The sequence below is a fragment of the Pseudomonas sp. Irchel 3E13 genome (assembly GCF_900187455.1).
GTDB lineage: Bacteria > Pseudomonadota > Gammaproteobacteria > Pseudomonadales > Pseudomonadaceae > Aquipseudomonas.
This window is the reverse complement of sequence record NZ_FYDX01000004.1, coordinates 114570-131662: the sequence shown is the minus strand read 5'-3', so window position 1 is coordinate 131662 and position 17093 is coordinate 114570. Positions and strand designations below refer to the sequence as shown.

8 protein-coding genes and 1 pseudogene are annotated in these 17093 nt (G+C 62.6%); 3 read left to right on the top strand and 6 right to left on the bottom strand.

Annotated features, from left to right (window positions below; translation table 11 throughout):
- The first annotated feature begins 41 nt into the window (after nucleotides 1-41).
- Both nfuA and CKW37_RS32350 read left to right on the top strand, forming a co-directional pair.
- On the top strand, nucleotides 42-626 hold the full coding sequence (gene nfuA, locus CKW37_RS07595; RefSeq protein ID WP_095155072.1) for a Fe-S biogenesis protein NfuA: 585 nt from the start codon (nucleotides 42-44) through the stop codon (nucleotides 624-626).
- Nucleotides 627-842: 216 nt separating this feature from the next.
- Complete coding sequence (locus CKW37_RS32350) at nucleotides 843-1301, top strand: hypothetical protein (RefSeq protein WP_143501925.1); 459 nt, start codon at nucleotides 843-845, stop codon at nucleotides 1299-1301.
- Here the strand turns inward: CKW37_RS32350 and CKW37_RS07590 are convergent.
- Both CKW37_RS07590 and CKW37_RS07585 read right to left on the bottom strand, forming a co-directional pair.
- Nucleotides 1240-3711, bottom strand: coding sequence for a TonB-dependent siderophore receptor (locus CKW37_RS07590; RefSeq protein WP_095155071.1), 2472 nt, complete (start codon nucleotides 3709-3711; stop codon nucleotides 1240-1242). The two genes, CKW37_RS32350 and CKW37_RS07590, sit on opposite strands and share 62 nt — an antisense overlap.
- Before the next feature lie 62 nt (nucleotides 3712-3773).
- Entirely contained in the window at nucleotides 3774-6008 is a 2235-nt protein-coding gene (locus CKW37_RS07585) for a TonB-dependent receptor (RefSeq protein WP_095155070.1), read from the bottom strand.
- A gap of 369 nt (nucleotides 6009-6377) precedes the next feature.
- Between CKW37_RS07585 and CKW37_RS07580 the strand changes: the two genes are divergently transcribed.
- Nucleotides 6378-11762: an RHS repeat-associated core domain-containing protein gene (locus CKW37_RS07580; RefSeq protein ID WP_159985231.1), complete on the top strand. Its 5385-nt coding sequence runs from the start codon at nucleotides 6378-6380 to the stop codon at nucleotides 11760-11762.
- Between the two features lie 36 nt (nucleotides 11763-11798).
- Here the strand turns inward: CKW37_RS07580 and paaZ are convergent, their stop codons facing one another.
- The 4 genes and pseudogenes from paaZ to CKW37_RS07560 all read right to left on the bottom strand — a co-directional run bounded on the left by paaZ (nucleotide 11799) and on the right by CKW37_RS07560 (nucleotide 17012).
- Nucleotides 11799-13853, bottom strand: coding sequence for a phenylacetic acid degradation bifunctional protein PaaZ (paaZ, locus tag CKW37_RS07575; protein WP_095155068.1), 2055 nt, complete (start codon nucleotides 13851-13853; stop codon nucleotides 11799-11801).
- Nucleotides 13854-13886: 33 nt separating this feature from the next.
- Entirely contained in the window at nucleotides 13887-15113 is a 1227-nt protein-coding gene (locus tag CKW37_RS07570) for an OprD family porin (protein ID WP_095155067.1), read from the bottom strand.
- A gap of 31 nt (nucleotides 15114-15144) precedes the next feature.
- Nucleotides 15145-16713 (bottom strand): annotated as a pseudogene (locus CKW37_RS07565) (cation acetate symporter); the annotation flags it as partial.
- Nucleotides 16704-17012 (bottom strand): DUF485 domain-containing protein, encoded by a 309-nt coding sequence (locus CKW37_RS07560; RefSeq protein ID WP_095155065.1) that lies wholly within the window; start codon nucleotides 17010-17012, stop codon nucleotides 16704-16706. The pseudogene CKW37_RS07565 and the gene CKW37_RS07560, both read right to left, overlap by 10 nt.
- Between the last annotated feature and the right edge of the window lie 81 nt (nucleotides 17013-17093).

Sequence of the window (17093 nt, the reverse complement as noted above, 5' to 3'; positions counted from 1 at the left end):
GCGCTTGGCGTAAACTGCCGCCAAGTCTGTGAGGAAATTCCATGAGCGCTATAACTATTACCGACGCCGCGCACGATTACCTGGCCGATCTGCTCTCCAAGCAGAACACCCCGGGCATAGGTATTCGCGTCTTCATCACCCAGCCCGGCACCCAATACGCCGAAACCTGCATTGCCTACTGCAAGCCGGGTGAAGAGAAGCCAGAAGACACCGCGCTGGGCCTGAAGAGCTTTACTGCCTACATCGATGCCGTCAGCGAGCCGTTCCTCGACGACGCCGTCGTCGACTACGCCACCGACCGCATGGGCGGCCAACTGACCATCAAGGCGCCGAACGCCAAGGTGCCGATGGTCAACGATGACAGCCCGGTCAACGAGCGCATCAACTATTACCTGCAAACCGAAATCAACCCGGGGCTGGCCAGCCACGGCGGTCAGGTCAGCCTGATCGAAGTGGTCGAGGACGGCATCGCCGTGCTGCAGTTCGGCGGCGGTTGCCAAGGTTGCGGCCAGGCCGACGTGACCCTCAAGGACGGCATCGAGCGCACCCTGCTCGAGCGCATCCCGGAGTTGAAAGGCGTTCGCGACGTGACTGACCACACGCAGAAAGAAAACGCTTACTACTAAGCACAGAAAACGGAGCCAGATGGCTCCGTTTTTTTGTCTGGGGATTCTCTTTTATCGGCATGCTATGCCCTTGTGGTGGCTTGCCAGCGATACGCCGCGCGCGAAGTGGAACGCTTACTACTGACCCCTGTCATAGTCTGGCAATATGACATCGCGGGGCCGCCCCGCGATTCATTTCTAGCGCTGAATTTCAGCAGTTCCTCAGTCAGGGCCGACATGCAACCTCTCTATCTCAAAAAAATCGTCAACGCTTACATTCAGGAGTCGTCATTCCTCGACTCGCACTCACAACCGTCGTTCACCACCGTGCCGATGGCCCCAAAGATGGAAAGCTGGTGGGTTGGCGGAACGGTTGAGGTGACGCAGGACGTCCTGGTTTTCTCGGCCAACTTCGCCAACCGCCTGGTTCATGATCATCTCAACGAGGTGCATATCCCCACGGCGAATATGACCTCGATCGGATACGAGTTCGGCTGGCTCACCGGGATCGTGGTGGTGAGGCACCTCAATGGCGAGTTCCGCTTCCGCTGCTACGGCGCCAAAGGCGTGGTGGCCCAGTTGCATGAAGCGTTCATCGAGCCAAGGACCGCGTCGCGCTCCCTGGCTCAGCCGGTCAAAAGTCGTAACTCACGCTGGAGTAGTAAAACGCCCCCTGGGCGCCTTCGGGAGAAGTGATCGAGTACTTCGGCACCCCGTACAACTGCGCGCCCTTGAGTTTGTCCGGGTGGCTGTCGAACAGGTTGATCGCGCCCACCGAGACTTTCAGCCCGAGGTCGAAGCGGTAGCTCAGGTCCAGGTCGGTCACCCATTGCGGGCTGAAGGTCTGGTCCAGTGCCGGGTTGCTGGCGTTGAGGTTTTTCCATTCGCCGTAACGCCGCTGGGTCAGGGTCAGGCCCCAGTTTTCGTACAGCCAGTTGGCGCTGAAAGTCAGTTTGTTCTCCGGGGTGCCGTGTTCGATCAGGCCTTGGGTGTTGCGCCCGACGATCTGGTCGCCACGAATGCCACCCACGTCCCGCAGGTCGGTGATCCGCGTGCGGGTCTTGGCGACGCCGGCGTTCAGGTCCAGGCGACCATAGGCGGCCAGGTCCAGTTGGTATTGGCCGCTCAGCTCGATGCCGTCGGTGCGGGTGTCGGCGATGTTGGTGTAGAACGCCGCGCTCTGGATGTTGGCGTAGGGCGTGCCGGCGAAGATCGGCCCGGCCACGTTGGCCGGCAACTGGTCGGAGAGGGTGATGCGGTTGTCGATGTCGATGCGGTAGGCGTCCACGCTCAGCGATGCGTTGGTCAATGGCCGCCAGACCAGCCCCAGGGAGTAGTTGGTGGACTCTTCCGGCTTCAGCGCCCGCCCGCCGAGCAGCGCCGCTTCCGGGCTGTCGGCACGCAGGGTGCGCTGCTGCACTTCAACCCAGTTGCCGCTGCCCGCCGGCTGCTCGACCACTTGCACGCTGAACGATGACAAGCCGCTCTGCACCAGCGATGGCGCGCGATAGCCGCTGCTGATGCTGCCGCGGGCGGCGATCTGCGGGGTGAAGTCGTAGCGCAGCGACAGCTTGCCGTTGGTGGTGTCGCCGAAGTCCGAGTAGTGCTCGGAGCGCACCGCCAGGCCGGCCTGGAATTTGTCGGTGATCTGCCCTTCGAAATCCAGATAAGCACCGAGGACCTTGCGCTCCAGCGAGGCGGCATCGACCTGGGTGATCCCCGAGTAATAACCGGGAATGCGCCGTCCGGTGATCGGGTCGAGGGTGTTGAACAGTGCGCCGTTCTGCCAGCCGGCGGCCTCGCCGGCGCTCAGGGCGTAATTCTCCTTGCGCCAGGCCAGGCCCGCGGAAACGGTCAGCGGCTTGGACAGCAGGTCGGTGGGGAAGTCCCGCACCCAGTCCAGGGTCAGGTTGGTCTGCTCGTTCTCGCGTTCACCGGTGTAAATGTTGTATGGGCTGGCCGTGCCCCAGCTCGGGTTGATGGCATCGCGGTCGGTGGACTTGAGGGTGTCGTTGCCGTAGTTGGCCGCCAGGTCGAACTTGCCCAGTTGCTCGTTCTCGTAACGCAGGCCACCGGTCAACGCATAGTCTTCGAGGGCGTAGCGGGTGATCGGCAGGCGTCCGTCCGGGTAGCGCGACAACGCCACGCTGCCGTAGTTGCTGCGCAGGGTGGTGGGCGGGTCGAAGAAGCCTTCGGCGTCGGTGTTCTTGTGCGCGTAGGTGGCGAAGCCGTAGGCGGTCAGGCCGTCGCCGAGGCCGATTTCGCTGTTGGCGACGAGGTTGTACTGATCGGAAACCCCGCCCGAGCCCCAGTTCCAGGTGCGGTAGCGGTTGTTCTGCTCCCGTGGCGTGTTGATGCTGGTGCTGCCGGGATAGAAGATGCGGTTGTCCGGCCGGGTGTCGCTAGCCGGGTCCTGGTTGCCGGCGTCGAACGACAGGGTGAGGAAGCCGTCATTGGGCAGGGCAAAGCCTTTCCAGCCGCTGAGCTTGCGCTGCAGGCCGTCGCCCTTGTCGTAGCCGCCGAAGCGGTAGCCGATGTTGCCGCCGTCATCGTTTTCCTTGAGCACGATGTTGATCACCCCGGCGATGGCGTCGGAGCCGTACTGGGCGGCCGCGCCGTCGCGCAGGATTTCCACCCGCTGTACCGCGCTGAGCGGGATCAGGCTGAGATCGACCGCCGCCGCGCCGCGGCCGTTGGCCAGGCTCTGGCGGGTGATGTTGGCGCTGCTGTGGCGGCGCTTGCCGTTGACCAGCACCAGCACCTGGTCCGAGGCCAGCCCGCGCAGCGAGGCGCCCTGGGCGATGGAGCCGGCGAAGGCACCCTGCGGCGATTGCGGGAAGCTGAAGGACGGCGACAGCGCGGTGAGTGCGCCGGACAAGTCCTTGGCGCCGGTTTCTTCGAGGCGTTCGGCGCTCAGCACATCCACCGGCGCGGCGCTTTCCAGCGCGGTGACGTCGCTGCGGCGAGTACCGACCACCACCACGGTGTCGAGTTTGTCACTCTTGGCGCCATTGCCGGTGGCGGGCTCCTGAGCCTGAACGACGGGCACGGCAAGGCTGCCGATGACCAGCGCGATGGCGCCGGCCAAGGGATCGAGACGGAACATGTGGGGCTACTCCTGTAACACGAAAGAGGTGCCGGCGGCGCGGGCCGCCGGCGAGGGCGGGATCAGAACCGGCTGGTGACGCTGAGGCCGACGGTGCGTGGGTCGCCGTAAGTGATGACGTATTGGCCGGCGGTGCCGTTGGGCCGGCCGTGGACCTGGTAGCGGCGGTCGGTGAGGTTGTTGACGAAGCCGGTGACGCTGAGTTTTTCGTCAGCGCTGAACCAGGTCAGGCGGCTGTTGACCAGGGTGTAGTGCGGCTGGTTGAGCGGTTCATCGGCGCTGCTCTGGCGGTCGGCGAGGAAGTATTCCTTGTCGCGGTAGCTGACATCGCCACCGGCCACGAGTTTGCCGGGAATGTCCAGCGGCAGGGTGTAGTCGGCGCCCAGCGACACCACGTGGCGCGGCGAGCGGACGAAGCTGTTGCCGCTGTAGTCGGCGGTGACGGCGCCGGTGGTGGGGTTGGTGTTCTTGAAGTCGGTGTATTCGGTGTCGAGGAACGACAGCGCCGCGCGCAGGTGCAGGCGATCGGTGGGCTGGCCCTCGATCTCCAGTTCCGCGCCCTTGACCTTGCCCTTGGCGCCGTTGGTCAGCGCGGTGGTGAGGATGCCGCTGTTCACGGTCAGCAGGTTGACCTGGATGTCCTGGTAGTCGTAGTAGAAGACGTTGGCGTTGACCGTCAGGCGACGGTCGAACCACTCCGATTTCAGGCCCAGTTCGTAGGCGTCCAGTTCTTCCGGGTCCACCGTGGTCAACTGCGCCAGGCTGGTGGACAGGCCGGTGTTGAAGCCACCGGAACGGAAACCGTGGGCGTAGCGGAAGAACACCCGCAGGTTGTCGTTGATGCGGTATTCCGGGGTCAGGTCGTAGGTCCAGGCGTCCCAGCGTTTTTCTTCTTCCTGGTTGCCGTTGCTGCCGGCGGCGGTCAGCGGGATCAGCGGGCCGTTGGCGGTGGCGCGGGTCAACTGGGTCAGGTTGAGGTCGATGTCCTTTTTCTCGGTGGTCCAGCGCAGGCCGCCGGTGACCGTGAGGTTGTCGGTGAAGTCGTAGGCCAGGTTGCCGAACAGCGCATAGCTGTCGGTGCGGTGGTCGTAGTTCAGGTCGCGGAAGCCCACGGCGCCGCCGGTCTGGTTGGAGCCGGTGCCGTTGGGCGTCGGGCCGGGGATCACGCGGCGCACGGCGCTGCTGTCGAGGGTTTCGTGGAAGTAGTGGGTGCCGAGCATCCAGCGCAGGGTTTCCTGCTGCGGCGAGGCCAGGCGGAATTCCTGCGAGTACTGGTCGTAGCGGTTGTCGCTGTCGGTGGCGCCGTTGACTTCGTAGGGGGTGTAGTCGGCGTCGGCGAGGGACTGGTTGCGCAGGTAGTCGTAGGCGGTGATCGAGGTGAGGGTGTAGTCGCCGAGGTTCCAGTTCAGGGTCAGCGAGGTGCCGCTGTGGTCGAGTTTGTAGTCCTCGTCGGTGTTCAACTCGATGCGCCGGCCTTCGGGACGCTGGTAGCCGATGTTGTAATAACGCCCCAGCGGCAGCGAGCCGCTGCTGCCGTCGCCCTTGAACTCGCGGCTGTGGATCTTCAGCAGCGCTTCCAGGTCGTCGGTGACCTTGGCCAGGAACTGCACGCGCACGGCCTTCTTGTTGACGTCGCCGTAGGTCTGGTCGTTGGTCAGGTTGTGGGTGAAACCGTCGCGCTCCTCGGAGTACAGCGACACCCGGCCGGCCAGGCGGTCTTCCACCAGCGTGCCGCCGATGGCGCCGTTGAGGATGCGTTCATTCTTGCTACCAAAGCCGATGGTGCCGTAGCCGTCAGTCTCGAAGGTGGGTTTCTTGGAGATCACATTGACCGCGCCGGCGGTGGTGTTCTTGCCGTACAGGGTGCCTTGCGGGCCGCGCAGGATCTCGATGCGTTCCAGGTCGAACAGCGGACCGCCGCCAGCCACCGGGGCATTGAGGTAGACGTCGTCGGCGTAGATGCCCACCGGGTAGACGGTGGCGGCGCCGGTGTCGCCGGTGCCCAGGCCGCGGATGTACCAGCGCGGACGGCCGTCGCCATCCGGGTTCTTCGCCGAGGCGTTGGGAATGAAGGTGGTGATATCGCCCATGGCGCGAACGCCGTCGGCGACGATGTTGCTGCCCTGGACCGCGGAAACCGCCACCGGCACTTCCTGGAGGGTTTCCTCGCGGTGCTGGGCGGTGACCGTGACGGCCTTGAGTGACGTGGTGGTGGTGTCGTCTTCGGCGTGAGCGAACTGGCCGGCCAACAACAGACTGAGGCCGATGCCTTTAGTGATTGGATTGATCTGGAACATGCTGCTTCTCCCCGAGCGTTGCAGATGCAGGGATAGAGCAGGGTTTGTGCCAGTTTTATAAGGTGTTGATTTACATCAATAAAACGTGATTTTTCGGTGATGACTGCTAGTTGGGCAGCAGGCGGCTGTGGAATGCCTGTTGCTCCAGCAGCAATCCGCTGTTGATTGCCGCGCATGGCGTGTTGGCTGCCAGGCCCGTCGCCGTGTCGAGGCGTTGGAAGTATCCCAGTGCGCTGTTATTTCGAAGGGTTATCGCGACCTGTCATTTTTATCAGTTGTTGCCGACGGCCTTCGAATCTAACGTCATCGTAAATGCTTGTTTATGGTGCGCTTAAAGCCGGGTGGTTATTACCACGCGAGGGAGACGTCATGTCCGATAAAAAGAAAGGCGCCGCTGTTATTCCCTCTATCCCGAAGGACGCGGGTGCGGATCCTGCATCAGGAAGTTCTGAGGGACCAGTGACTGGTGGGGGGCAGGAGGTTCCTCGTTATCACACTATTTCAATTAATCCGCAAACCGGGCTTGGGGTGTTGAAAATTCCACTGGGGCGTCTGTTTGCCGATGAGGGTGCGGGTGCAGGGCTTGATATTGATATCTATCGGGATCTTGACAGTCCCATGTTGAAGTTTTTCCCAGAGGGTACTTTTGAAAGCTTTTGGACGTTTGAAGAAGATAAAGGACGGTATTGTTCGTGTTACTTGCGGTTGTGCGATGGACGCATAGTCAGTCCTACACTTATTAATGAAGGAACTCTGGTAGGTGTTGATTTCCTGCTGGATGCGTCGGCGCTGTGCGCAAAAGTGGGTGTATTGTCAGCTTGGCGGGCAGAAGGGAAAAGTCAGTGCTTTGCTATTTATCATAAAAATGGTGTCAGTGAGTTATATGGTTATGAGTTTCCTGATGGAGAAGAAGGTGAGGGTGCCTATAATAATATTTCCGGGGTTCTGCTGCTAAGCCATTATGTTCTCCCCTCAGGGCGGTCGTTGAACTTTAAGTGGGAGTACAAGGGCAAGCATCCAACATTGGTTTCAATCGAGAGTGAAAAAAAGTGCCTGCTGTGCGCAACATGGACAACTACAAACGAGCGCCCTGAACTCGAAAGCCTGACGCTATTCCCGGATAGCGAGGAAACGGCGTGCTACCTGTTCTCTCGCGAAGGCGAGGTGTTGAGCATCGATGTCAATGGCGCATCAGCCAAGCAGCGCTACCAGCTTGAAAACGACAGTGAAGGCCGGCTCGCGACATTCACGTTGGAAAACCAGGTGACCCTCGCCCCTGAGAAAGAAGGCGACAAGGAGGGACTTGAGACTCGCTGTCACGTCGAATCACTGACGTACACCGACGGCAAAGTCAGCCAGCATTCGGTTGCATCCGGTGGAGGTAGCGCAGTCAGGGTCGAGCAATACACCTACCAGCGCGGCAAGACGTCGATTACTTGCACCCTGCGTGCGGAAAATACCGAGACAGCGGAGAACAATAGCGTCGCAACCCGTGTGTACACGTTCGGAGAAGAACTTTTTTCCGAGTCATTGCACTCCGGTGGCGTGGTTGTTACCACCGAGCAGACAGTTGAAATTGATGATGCCCGTGGCGTCGCGGTCGTCAAAACGACAAAAACGCAGGGGGGCAGTATTGTTGACGAGTTGATCCTGGAATATGACGCGGGCGGCAACCTGATTACACGTATTCAAGGCGATACGGTGACGGAATGGACTTACTACAACAATTACCAGGCGTATAGCGTTTCCGAAAAGCGTGAAAGCCAGCAGGATACAAGTTTTTTCGGGATTCTTTTAAAAGTCGTCGACTACCTGAACCCTGTCGGATTGGGTTTTGTTGCATTCGGCAACGGCGGGTTAACCTGGGGTACAGTGCTGACATCGACAGTCTCGATGTCAACCTCTGACAATAACTATGCCCAAAGCGCCTTTCAACTTCCCGTTGAAATCAACTATCCGGGCGATGTCAAAAACTTCGCCGCGCATGTCGAATCAGAACTGGTGTACCGCAAGAAAGGCGATAAGAAGCATGCCTTGAGCCTGACCTATTATGGCTACGAAGCCTTTAAACCGATGCCGGTGCCGGGTGGGCGCACCCACGCGGCTGTTCCTAAGCGCAAGTTGACGGTGCTCGCGCCACAGTATGACGAAGTGGATGTATCGGCAGAACAATTGGCCGTTGCCAGAAAGGCCGCCAAGGCGGTGCTGGACCTGTTTGCCAGGGAACTCAAGGCCGCCACCGACAATAAATTGAAGGAGAAACAGCAGGAGTCGCTGGACGAACTGAATACCAGCCTGGAGGCGCAAAGCAAAGCCAATGCCCGAGGGTTCAGGCTGCACACGCCGTGGCCGCAAGGGGCGATGCAGGTCGAGGATCTGCTCTACCACAACCAGGCCGGCAAACCCGGCTTCGGACTGCTCAAGTCAAGTGCCACCTATTTGCTGGGCGGCGACGGCAAGGAAATCGAAGGCTCCAGGGTTACCTCCGCGTTCGATTACAGCCTGGCTGCCGAGGACGCGCGCAAGGTGACGGTAAAAACCACGGTGGAAACCACCGATGCAATCACCCTCACCACAAGCCAGACCCGTTCGGTGCTGAGCGGGCGGCAGCTTGAGCAAGTCGATACCCTGGGCGTCGTCACTACGTTCAGCTATGACGAGCGTGGCCTGCTGAGCAAGGAAACGCTGACGCTGGACGGCAAGGTGCTGCGCGAGGTGGCGCATGCTTCCAGCCCGCTCAAGGGCAATCTGTGGCGCCATGAACGCCACGACACCGAGACTGGACAGGGCATCCGGACCGTGGTGGATGAGTTGGGCCGCGTGCGCGAGCACTGGGAGCAGGAGGGCGCGCTGTGGCTGTTGATGAACAGCTACAGCTATGATTCGGCGGGTCGTAGCGCCAGCCGGTGTGAGTACGACTACGACAGCCAGCATCAACGGCACAGCACGCAGCTCACCACGTGGGCGTACACCGACAGCGGCACGACAATCACCCAGGTGCTCAAGGATGCCAGCGACCAGGAAATCGACCGCCAGTCCCAACGGATGGTGATTACAGCCGATAGCGAGACGGTGATCTCCAACGGCTTCGAGGTGCAACGCCGGTTCGAACCGGACGCTGGCGTGCTGACCGAAACGTTCGGGGACGCGAGCAAGGCTCACTTCAAGATTCAAAGCACCGTGAATGACGCCGGCCAGTTGCTCTCGGCCCGATACCTCAAGGTCGCTGCGGATAAAAAGGAGACCGAGCGGGACAGCCTGGCGATCGCCTACAACTGGCAGGGGCTGGCCGAGACCATGACGCCTGCGTTCGGGGCTGCTTCCACGTACCGCTATGATCGCTTTGGCCGCCTGCTCGGCACCACCACCGGCGGTGTCGAGGTCGGTAACACCTATGCCGATGCATCGCGCTTGCCCGTGGCAACGACCGGATTTGTGAAAGAGGCCGACGACGAGGTTCTGCTGGGAAGCCAGACAGTCGATGGCCTGGGGCGGATTACCAGCCGGACAGTCAACGGCTTCAAGACAACGGTCACCTACGCAGGGACCAGCCGCTGGGCCACGGGGGGTGATGCAGACAAGCAGCCTCAGGCGGACAAGCATTTCACCCGCACCCGCGACGTCACGGGCCTGGAATTCAGTGAAACCTACGACCAGGGATTCGGTGGTTACATCCACACCTCCCGCACCGTGCTCAGCCGGGGTGGCAGGCTGTTGACGTTCGAAGGGTTATCGGGCGGCGTGACTCACTACCAGTACGATGCCTGCGGCCGAGTGCTGGGGTCGACCAATGACAGTTGCGAGGCGCGGTTCGTGTACGCCGATAACGGTCTTCTGGCCAAGGAAACCATCAAGGCCCTGGCCGAGGGCGTCACCATGACGGTGACCTACGGCTACGACGAGATGGGCCTGGAGATCAGTCGCTCATTCGACTGCGAGGGCTTCGCGCCTCATGTGATCGAGCGGACCTTACTGGGCGATGGGCGCGTGCAGAAGAGCAGCCTGTCAATCAACAAGAAGGAACAGCGCAGCGATCAGTATGAATATGACGAACTCAAGCGCCTGGCATCGTGGTCGTGCACGGGTGAGGGGATAGACACGGGTAATGACAGGCGTTACGTCAAGCAGGTTTTCAGCTACGACGCGTTCGGCAACGTGGTGTCGCGTCAGGACGATTACTATTTGACCGAGCACAAGCAGCGCCCTGACACGCTCGAAACGAGTACCACGACTTATCGCTATGACCCGCTGAAACCCGGGGTGCTGCTGAGCGCTGACGGGCATGGCATGCAAAACGATGACAGGGGCCGGGTGACCAATCGCTTCTGCCGTGAAATCACTTACCACGACAACGGCCAGGTCAAACGCTACGCCGGTGAAGAAAGCCCTGAAGAGGCGATGCCTCGCAATGGCCTCAATCAGGATATGGAGCAAGCCTTCCTGTACGACGACCTTGGCCGAGTCCGTGGGGATGGACGCGATTATTATCATTATCGCGGCGATCGCATTTATGCCTGCACCGAACAAAATCTCGTCAACTTCAATCGCGACCACAGCGGGCGGCGGATGATGGTGTTGCAAAACGACAGCCCCGGTTGCTGGATGCAGGAAGTCAGGGCCGCCAGTAGGGTCAATCCCGCCCAAGGCCTTTGCTTCGACACCTTCGAACTTCGCGACGCCGCCGGGACGGTATTCGCCAGCTTCAACCTGAAGCTCAAGACGATCACTTACCAGGCCTACACCCCTTATGGCGAGCGCAAGTCCAGCCGTGAGTCGTTCACTTGGCTGGGGTTCAAAGGTGAGCCGCAGAATGCGCTTGGGCTGTACCACCTTGGTAATGGCTACCGCCTCTATGACCCGCTTCTTCAGCGTTTCCAGGCGCCTGATGACTGGAGCCCGTTCGGCGAGGGCGGCCCGGCGGCCTATGTTTTCTGCAACGGCGACCCGGTCAATTACTGTGATCCGCAGGGTCATCAGCGGGTCGCCCAGTTCAGCCGCCTGGAGACCGCCCCGTGGATGTACAGCGCCGAATTCAACATTGCGACGAGTGTGCTGGGGGTGCTCGCGGCGCCGTTCACGGCAGGAGGATCGCTTGCCCTCGGCATCGGGCTGACCGGGCTTGCGGCCATAACGGCAGCGTTCGATATCGCCTCGACGCTGCTCAAGGACAGCGATCCCAAGTTGTCGAAAATTTTCGGGTACGTCGGGATGGCGACAGGGGCAATGGAGGCTGGTGCCGGGATCGTGACGGCATTCGGCAATGCGCCGGGTGTAATAGGCAAGTCTACTAACCGAGCAAGTGCTAGCTGGATGAGTGCGGCAGGCGATGGTCGCAGGGTCGACAGCCTCAGCCTTGCGCATTCAGCCCGAGGAGGCTCGCACAAATCGCAGACAGTGATTGACGGGGTGGCGGGGCTGGGGATGCAGTCCGCCGAAGCGGGGCTTCGTTGGCTTGATTGGGTGCCATCAGCGCGCCGTGCAAGAGGTATTGATAACTATCTTTTGAGGCAGTTCAGAGCCGCCATAAGGGAGCTGTCTGATGTGCCGTGGCTTGACCTGATAGCGGCTCAAGCCCTGGATATCGATATCTCCAAGCCGCTGGATTACAAGGGGGTGAGTGAGCTGCTCATAAAGGCTCATACCCGTGGTTTTCACTACGACAGAATCGTCGGTAGTTTCTGCCGGGGAACGATTCCTCCGCATGGCTACTGGAGGGGGGGCGCAGGCACTTTTCGTACAAAGCCTGGTCGTTGAAGCGAAGGGGGCCGCACAGCGGCCCCCCCGGTTTCCTCAACCTTCGCGTTTCACCACCAACGTCAGAATGTCGTAACTCGCCACCAGCTCACCCAACTGGTTGGTCACTTCCACATCCCACGCCACCACCCCTTGCGGGATGCCCTGCGGGCTCTTCTTGCCCTGGTCGATCTTGCGCTTGCAGGTCAGGCGCGCCTGGATGGTGTCGCCGATGCCCACCGGATTGATGAAGCGCAGGTTGTCCAGGCCGTAGTTGGCCAGCACCGGGCCGGGCGCGGGGCTGACGAACAGGCCCGCCGCGGCCGACAGCACGAAGTAGCCGTGGGCGATGCGCTTGCCGAACTGCGATTCGAGGGCGGCGATTTCGTCGAAGTGCATGTAGAAATGGTCGCCCGACAGGCAGCCGAAGTTCACCAGGTCGGCCTCGGTGACGGTGCGCCGGTGGGTCAGCAGCGACTCGCCGATGCGCAGGTCTTCGAAGTGGCGGCGGAACGGGTGCACGTCGGTTTCGATCACCTCGGCACCGCGCACGTATTCGCCGGTCACCGCCATCAGCATGCTCGGCGAGCCCTGTATCGCGGCGCGTTGCAGGTAGTGCTTGACCGCCCGCAGGCCGCCCAGCTCTTCGCCGCCACCGGCGCGGCCGGGGCCGCCGTGCTTGAGTTGCGGCAAGGGCGAGCCGTGGCCGGTGGATTCAGTGGCGGCTTCGCGGTCCAGCACCAGCAGCCGGCCATGCCAGGCCGCCGCCACCGGAATGGCCTTGGCCGCGACGGCGCGGTCGGCGGTGACCAGGCTCGCCACCAGGCTGCCTTTGCCGCGCGCGGCGAGGTCGAGGGCTTCGTCGAGATCGTTGTAGGTCATCAGGGTGCTGACCGGGCCGAACGCCTCGATGTCGTGGGCGCCGCCTTCGGCGTGGGCATCCCGGGCCAACAGCAGGGTCGGGGCGAAGAACGCACCGTTGGCGACGCCTTCACCGCGCGGTTCGAAACCGTCACGGGCGCCGAACAGCAGGTCGCAGCTTTGCAGCAGTTGTTCGACCCGCTCGCCAACGTCGGCCTGCTGATCATGAGACGCCAGGGCGCCCATGCGCACGCCCTCTACCGACGGATCACCCACCACCACCTTGCTCAGGCGCTCGCGCAGGCGCGTGGCCACGGCATCGAGGTGCTTGGCCGGGACGATGGCGCGGCGGATGGCCGTGCATTTCTGCCCGGCCTTGGTGGTCATCTCGCGCACCACCTCCTTGATGTAGAGGTCGAATTCCTCGCTGTCCGGCGTGACATCCGGGCCGAGGATGGCGCAGTTCAGCGAGTCGGCCTCGGCGGTGAAGGGCACCGAGTGGCGGATCAGGTTGGGGTTGACGCGCAGCTTCGCCGCGGTGTCGGCCGAGCCGGTGAAGGTCACCACGTCCTGGCCGTCGAGGCGGTCGAGCAGGTCGCCGGTGCTGCCGATCACCAGTTGCAGGGCGCCTTGCGGCAGCAGGCCGGATTCATCCATCAGGCGCACCACGGCTTCGGTCAGGTAGCTGGTGGCGGTGGCCGGTTTGATGATGCACGGCATGCCGGCGAGGAAGGTCGGCGCGAACTTTTCCAGCATCCCCCAGATCGGGAAGTTGAAGGCGTTGATGTGCACCGCGACGCCGGTGCGCGGCACCAGGATATGGCTGCCGGCAAAGCGCCCCTGTTTGCCCAGCGGGATTGCCGGGCCTTCATGCACGAGGTTGCCCGACGGCAGTTCGCGGGCGCCGATGCCGGCATAGGAGAACAGCGTGGCGTTGCCGCCTTCGATGTCGATCCAGCTATCGGCGCGGGTCGCGCCGCTGTGATGGGACAGGGCGTAGAGCTGTTCCTTGCGCTCGGCCAGGTACAACGCCAGGGCCTTGAGGCGCTGGGCGCGTTGCTGGAAATCCAGGCTCATCAGTGCCGCGCGACCGCGCCGGCGGGCATGTTCGACGGCTTCGGCGAAGTCCGGGCGCTCCTCGTGGGCATGGGCCAGGACGTGGCCGTCCAGGGCGCTGCGCAGGGATTGCGCGCCGTGCTCGCCGATCCAGCGGCCGGCGATGAAGCTTTGCAAGGTAGGGGCAGCAGGCATGGTGTGTTCTCCGATTCTTTCAAGACGGCGCTGTTACCACAGCGCCAGGGTGTAGCCGACGATCAGGCGGTTCTCGTCCAGGGCATTGGTCAGGCCGTTGCCGGAACGGAAGGTGACGTTGCGCCAGCGCAGGCTGACGTTTTTCAGCGGGCCGCTCTGGATGACGTAGGCGAGGTCGGTGTCGCGTTCGCGCTCGCGGCCGTTGTCGATGCCCGCCGCCTTGGCGTGGCGGCCATCGGTGTAGCGGGTCATGAAGGTCAGGCCGGGGATGCCGAGGGCGGCGAAGTCGTAGTCGTAGCGCGCCTGCCAGGAGTCCAGCCCGGCGCGGGTGAAGGTGTTGAAGGTGACCAGGTTGACGGTGTACGGGTCGCCGCCGTTGAGGAACGGGAAGGCGCTGTCGCCGGACATCTGCTGGAAGGTGCCGCTGAATTTGTGCGCGCCCACCGCCAGGGTGAACATGCCGTTGAAGTTGCGGTTATCGATGCGGCCGGCGCGTTCGGCGCCGTCGCCGCGGCTGTCGAAATAACGCAGGTCGCTGCGCAGGCTCAGGCCTTCGCCCAGCGGCTGGGTGTGCACCAGGCCGACGAACTGCTGGCGGTAGATCTCCTCCAGCTTGGCGTAGTAGTAGGTCACTGCCAGTTGCGGGTTGAAGGCGTAGGTGCCGCCGCCGAAGTCGAAGTGGTCGCTGCTGGCGGCGCCGTAGCCGATGTCGTCATTGCTCGACGAGTCGCGCAGGTTGGCCTTGGTCAGGCGACCGCCGTTGAGGGTCAGGCCGTCGAGTTCCTGGCTGGTCAGCAGGCCGCCCTTGAAGGTCGAGGCGAGCAGGCGGGTGTCGTTGTAGGTCACCACCGGCAACAGCGGTTGCAGGGTGCCGAGGCGCAGCACGCTTTTCGACAGGCGCACCTTGGCGGTCAGGCCCAGTTCGCTGTAGTCGTCCGCCGGCTCCAGGCTGTTGCGACCGTACGGCAGCAGGCCGGTGCCGCGGCGGTCGCGGCTGGAATCGAGCTTGATGCCCAGTTGGCCCATGGCATCGACGCCGAAGCCCAGCGTGCCGTCGGTGAAGCCCGATTCCAGCTTGGCGGTGAAGCCCTGGGCCCATTCCTCGGCCTTGGCTTGCGGCGCGTTGTCCTGGCGGAAATCGCGGTTGATGTAGTGGTTGCGCAGCTCGATTTTTGCGTGGCTGTCCTCGACGAAGCCGGCCATGGCCGGGGCGCAGGCGAGGGGCAGGGTGAGTCCTGCCAGAAGGCGAACAGGGTTCATTGTTATTATTCCCGAGTCGTTTTCTTGTGAATTAGTGTTTGCTGGCGCCAGCGGCGCCGATACCGGTCATAGAGCGGATGAACTGCGCCAGGTAGCGCCCGCGTTCCTCGCTGGCCTGGGCCGAGCGGTCGGTGACCGAGAACACCCAGGCACTAAGGAAGGCCGCGCTCATGGAGAACAGCGCCGGGTTGCTGTAGGGGAACAGCGCCTTGTCGTGATGCAGCACGTTGACCCACACCACCGGGCTCAACACCAGCAGGATCACGGCGGAGAGCAGGCCCGCCATGCTGCCGGCGACCGCGCCACGGGTGGTCAGGCCTTTCCAGAACATCGAGAGGAACAGCACCGGGAAGTTGACCGACGCCGCGATCGCCAGCACCAGTCCGGACAGGAAGGCGATGTTCTGCGATTCGAACATCAGCCCGAGGATGATCGCCAGCACGCCGATCACCAGGGTGGCGACGCGGGAGACGCGGATCTCTTCCTGTTCAGTGGCCTTGCCCTTGCGGATCACGCAGGCGTAGAGGTCGTGGGACACCGCCGAAGCGCCGGACAGCGCCAGGCCGGCGACCACCGCGAGGATGGTGGCGAAGGCCACTGCCGAGATGAAGCCGAGGAACAGGTTGCCGCCCACGGCTTGCGCCAGGTGCACGGCGATCATGTTGCCGCCGCCGATGATTGCGCCGCTGGCGTCGCGGTAGGACGGCTCAGTACCGACCATGACGATGGCGCCGAAGCCGATGACGATCAGCAGCAGGTAGAAGTAGCCGATGAAGCCGGTGGCGTAGAACACCGACTTGCGCGCTTCCTTGGCGTTACTGACGGTGAAGAAGCGCATCAGGATGTGCGGCAGGCCGGCGGTGCCGAACATCATGCCCACGGCTAGGGAAATGGCGTCCACCGGGTTCGACAGCAAGCCGCCCGGGGCCATGATCGCCGCGCCCTTGGCGTGCACGGCGGTGGCGCTGGCGAACATCGCCTCGGTACTGAAGCCGAAGTGCTTGAGCACCATGAACGCCATGAAGGTGGTGCCGGAGAGCAGCATCACCGCCTTGATGATCTGCACCCAGGTGGTGGCGAGCATGCCGCCGAAGGTCACGTAGAACACCATCAGCACGCCCACCAGCATCACCGCGTAGAGGTAGCTGATGCCGAACAGCAACTCGATCAGCTTGCCGGCGCCAACCATCTGCGCCACCAGGTACAGCAGCGCCACGGTCAGGGTGCCGAAGGCCGAGGTCAGGCGCACCGGCGTTTGCGCCAGGCGGTAGGAGACCACGTCGGCGAAGGTGTACTTGCCCAGGTTGCGCAGGCGTTCGGCGATCAGGAACAGGATGATCGGCCAGCCGGCGAGCACGCCGAGGGCGTAGAGCAGGCCGTCGTAGCCGTTGAGGAACATCATCGCCGAGATGCCGAGGAAGGACGCGGCGCTGATCATGTCGCCGGCGATCGCCAGACCGTTCTGCATCCCGGTCAGGCCGCCGCCGGCGGTGTAGAAATCACTGGCCGAGCGGGTGCGCAGGGCGGCCCAGCGGGTCACGCCGAGGGTGAAGACGACGAACAGCAGGAACATGCCGATGGCGGTCCAGTTCATTGCGCGCACTCCTGCTTGACCTTGTCGTTGAGCGGATCGAGGACGTTGTTGGCGCGGTACACGTAGATACCGGTGAGGGCGAAGGACAACAGCACGATCAACACCCCCACCAGCATGCCCACCGTGGTCACGCCGCCACTGAGGGACTGGCCCAGGGTGCTGGGGGAAAAGGCCACGAGCAGGACGAAGCCGTAGTAGATCACCAGCATGGCGGCGGTCAGCGTGCCGTTGAGCCGGCGCTTGCGCCGGACCAGTTGCTGGAAGTCGGGGTGATTGCTGATGGATTCGATATGACTGGGAGTCATGGGTGGGCGCTCTCTTGATCTTGTTGTAGTTGTGTTGTGGGAGCGGGTTTACCCGCGATGGGTAGCGGACCCTGGGTATTT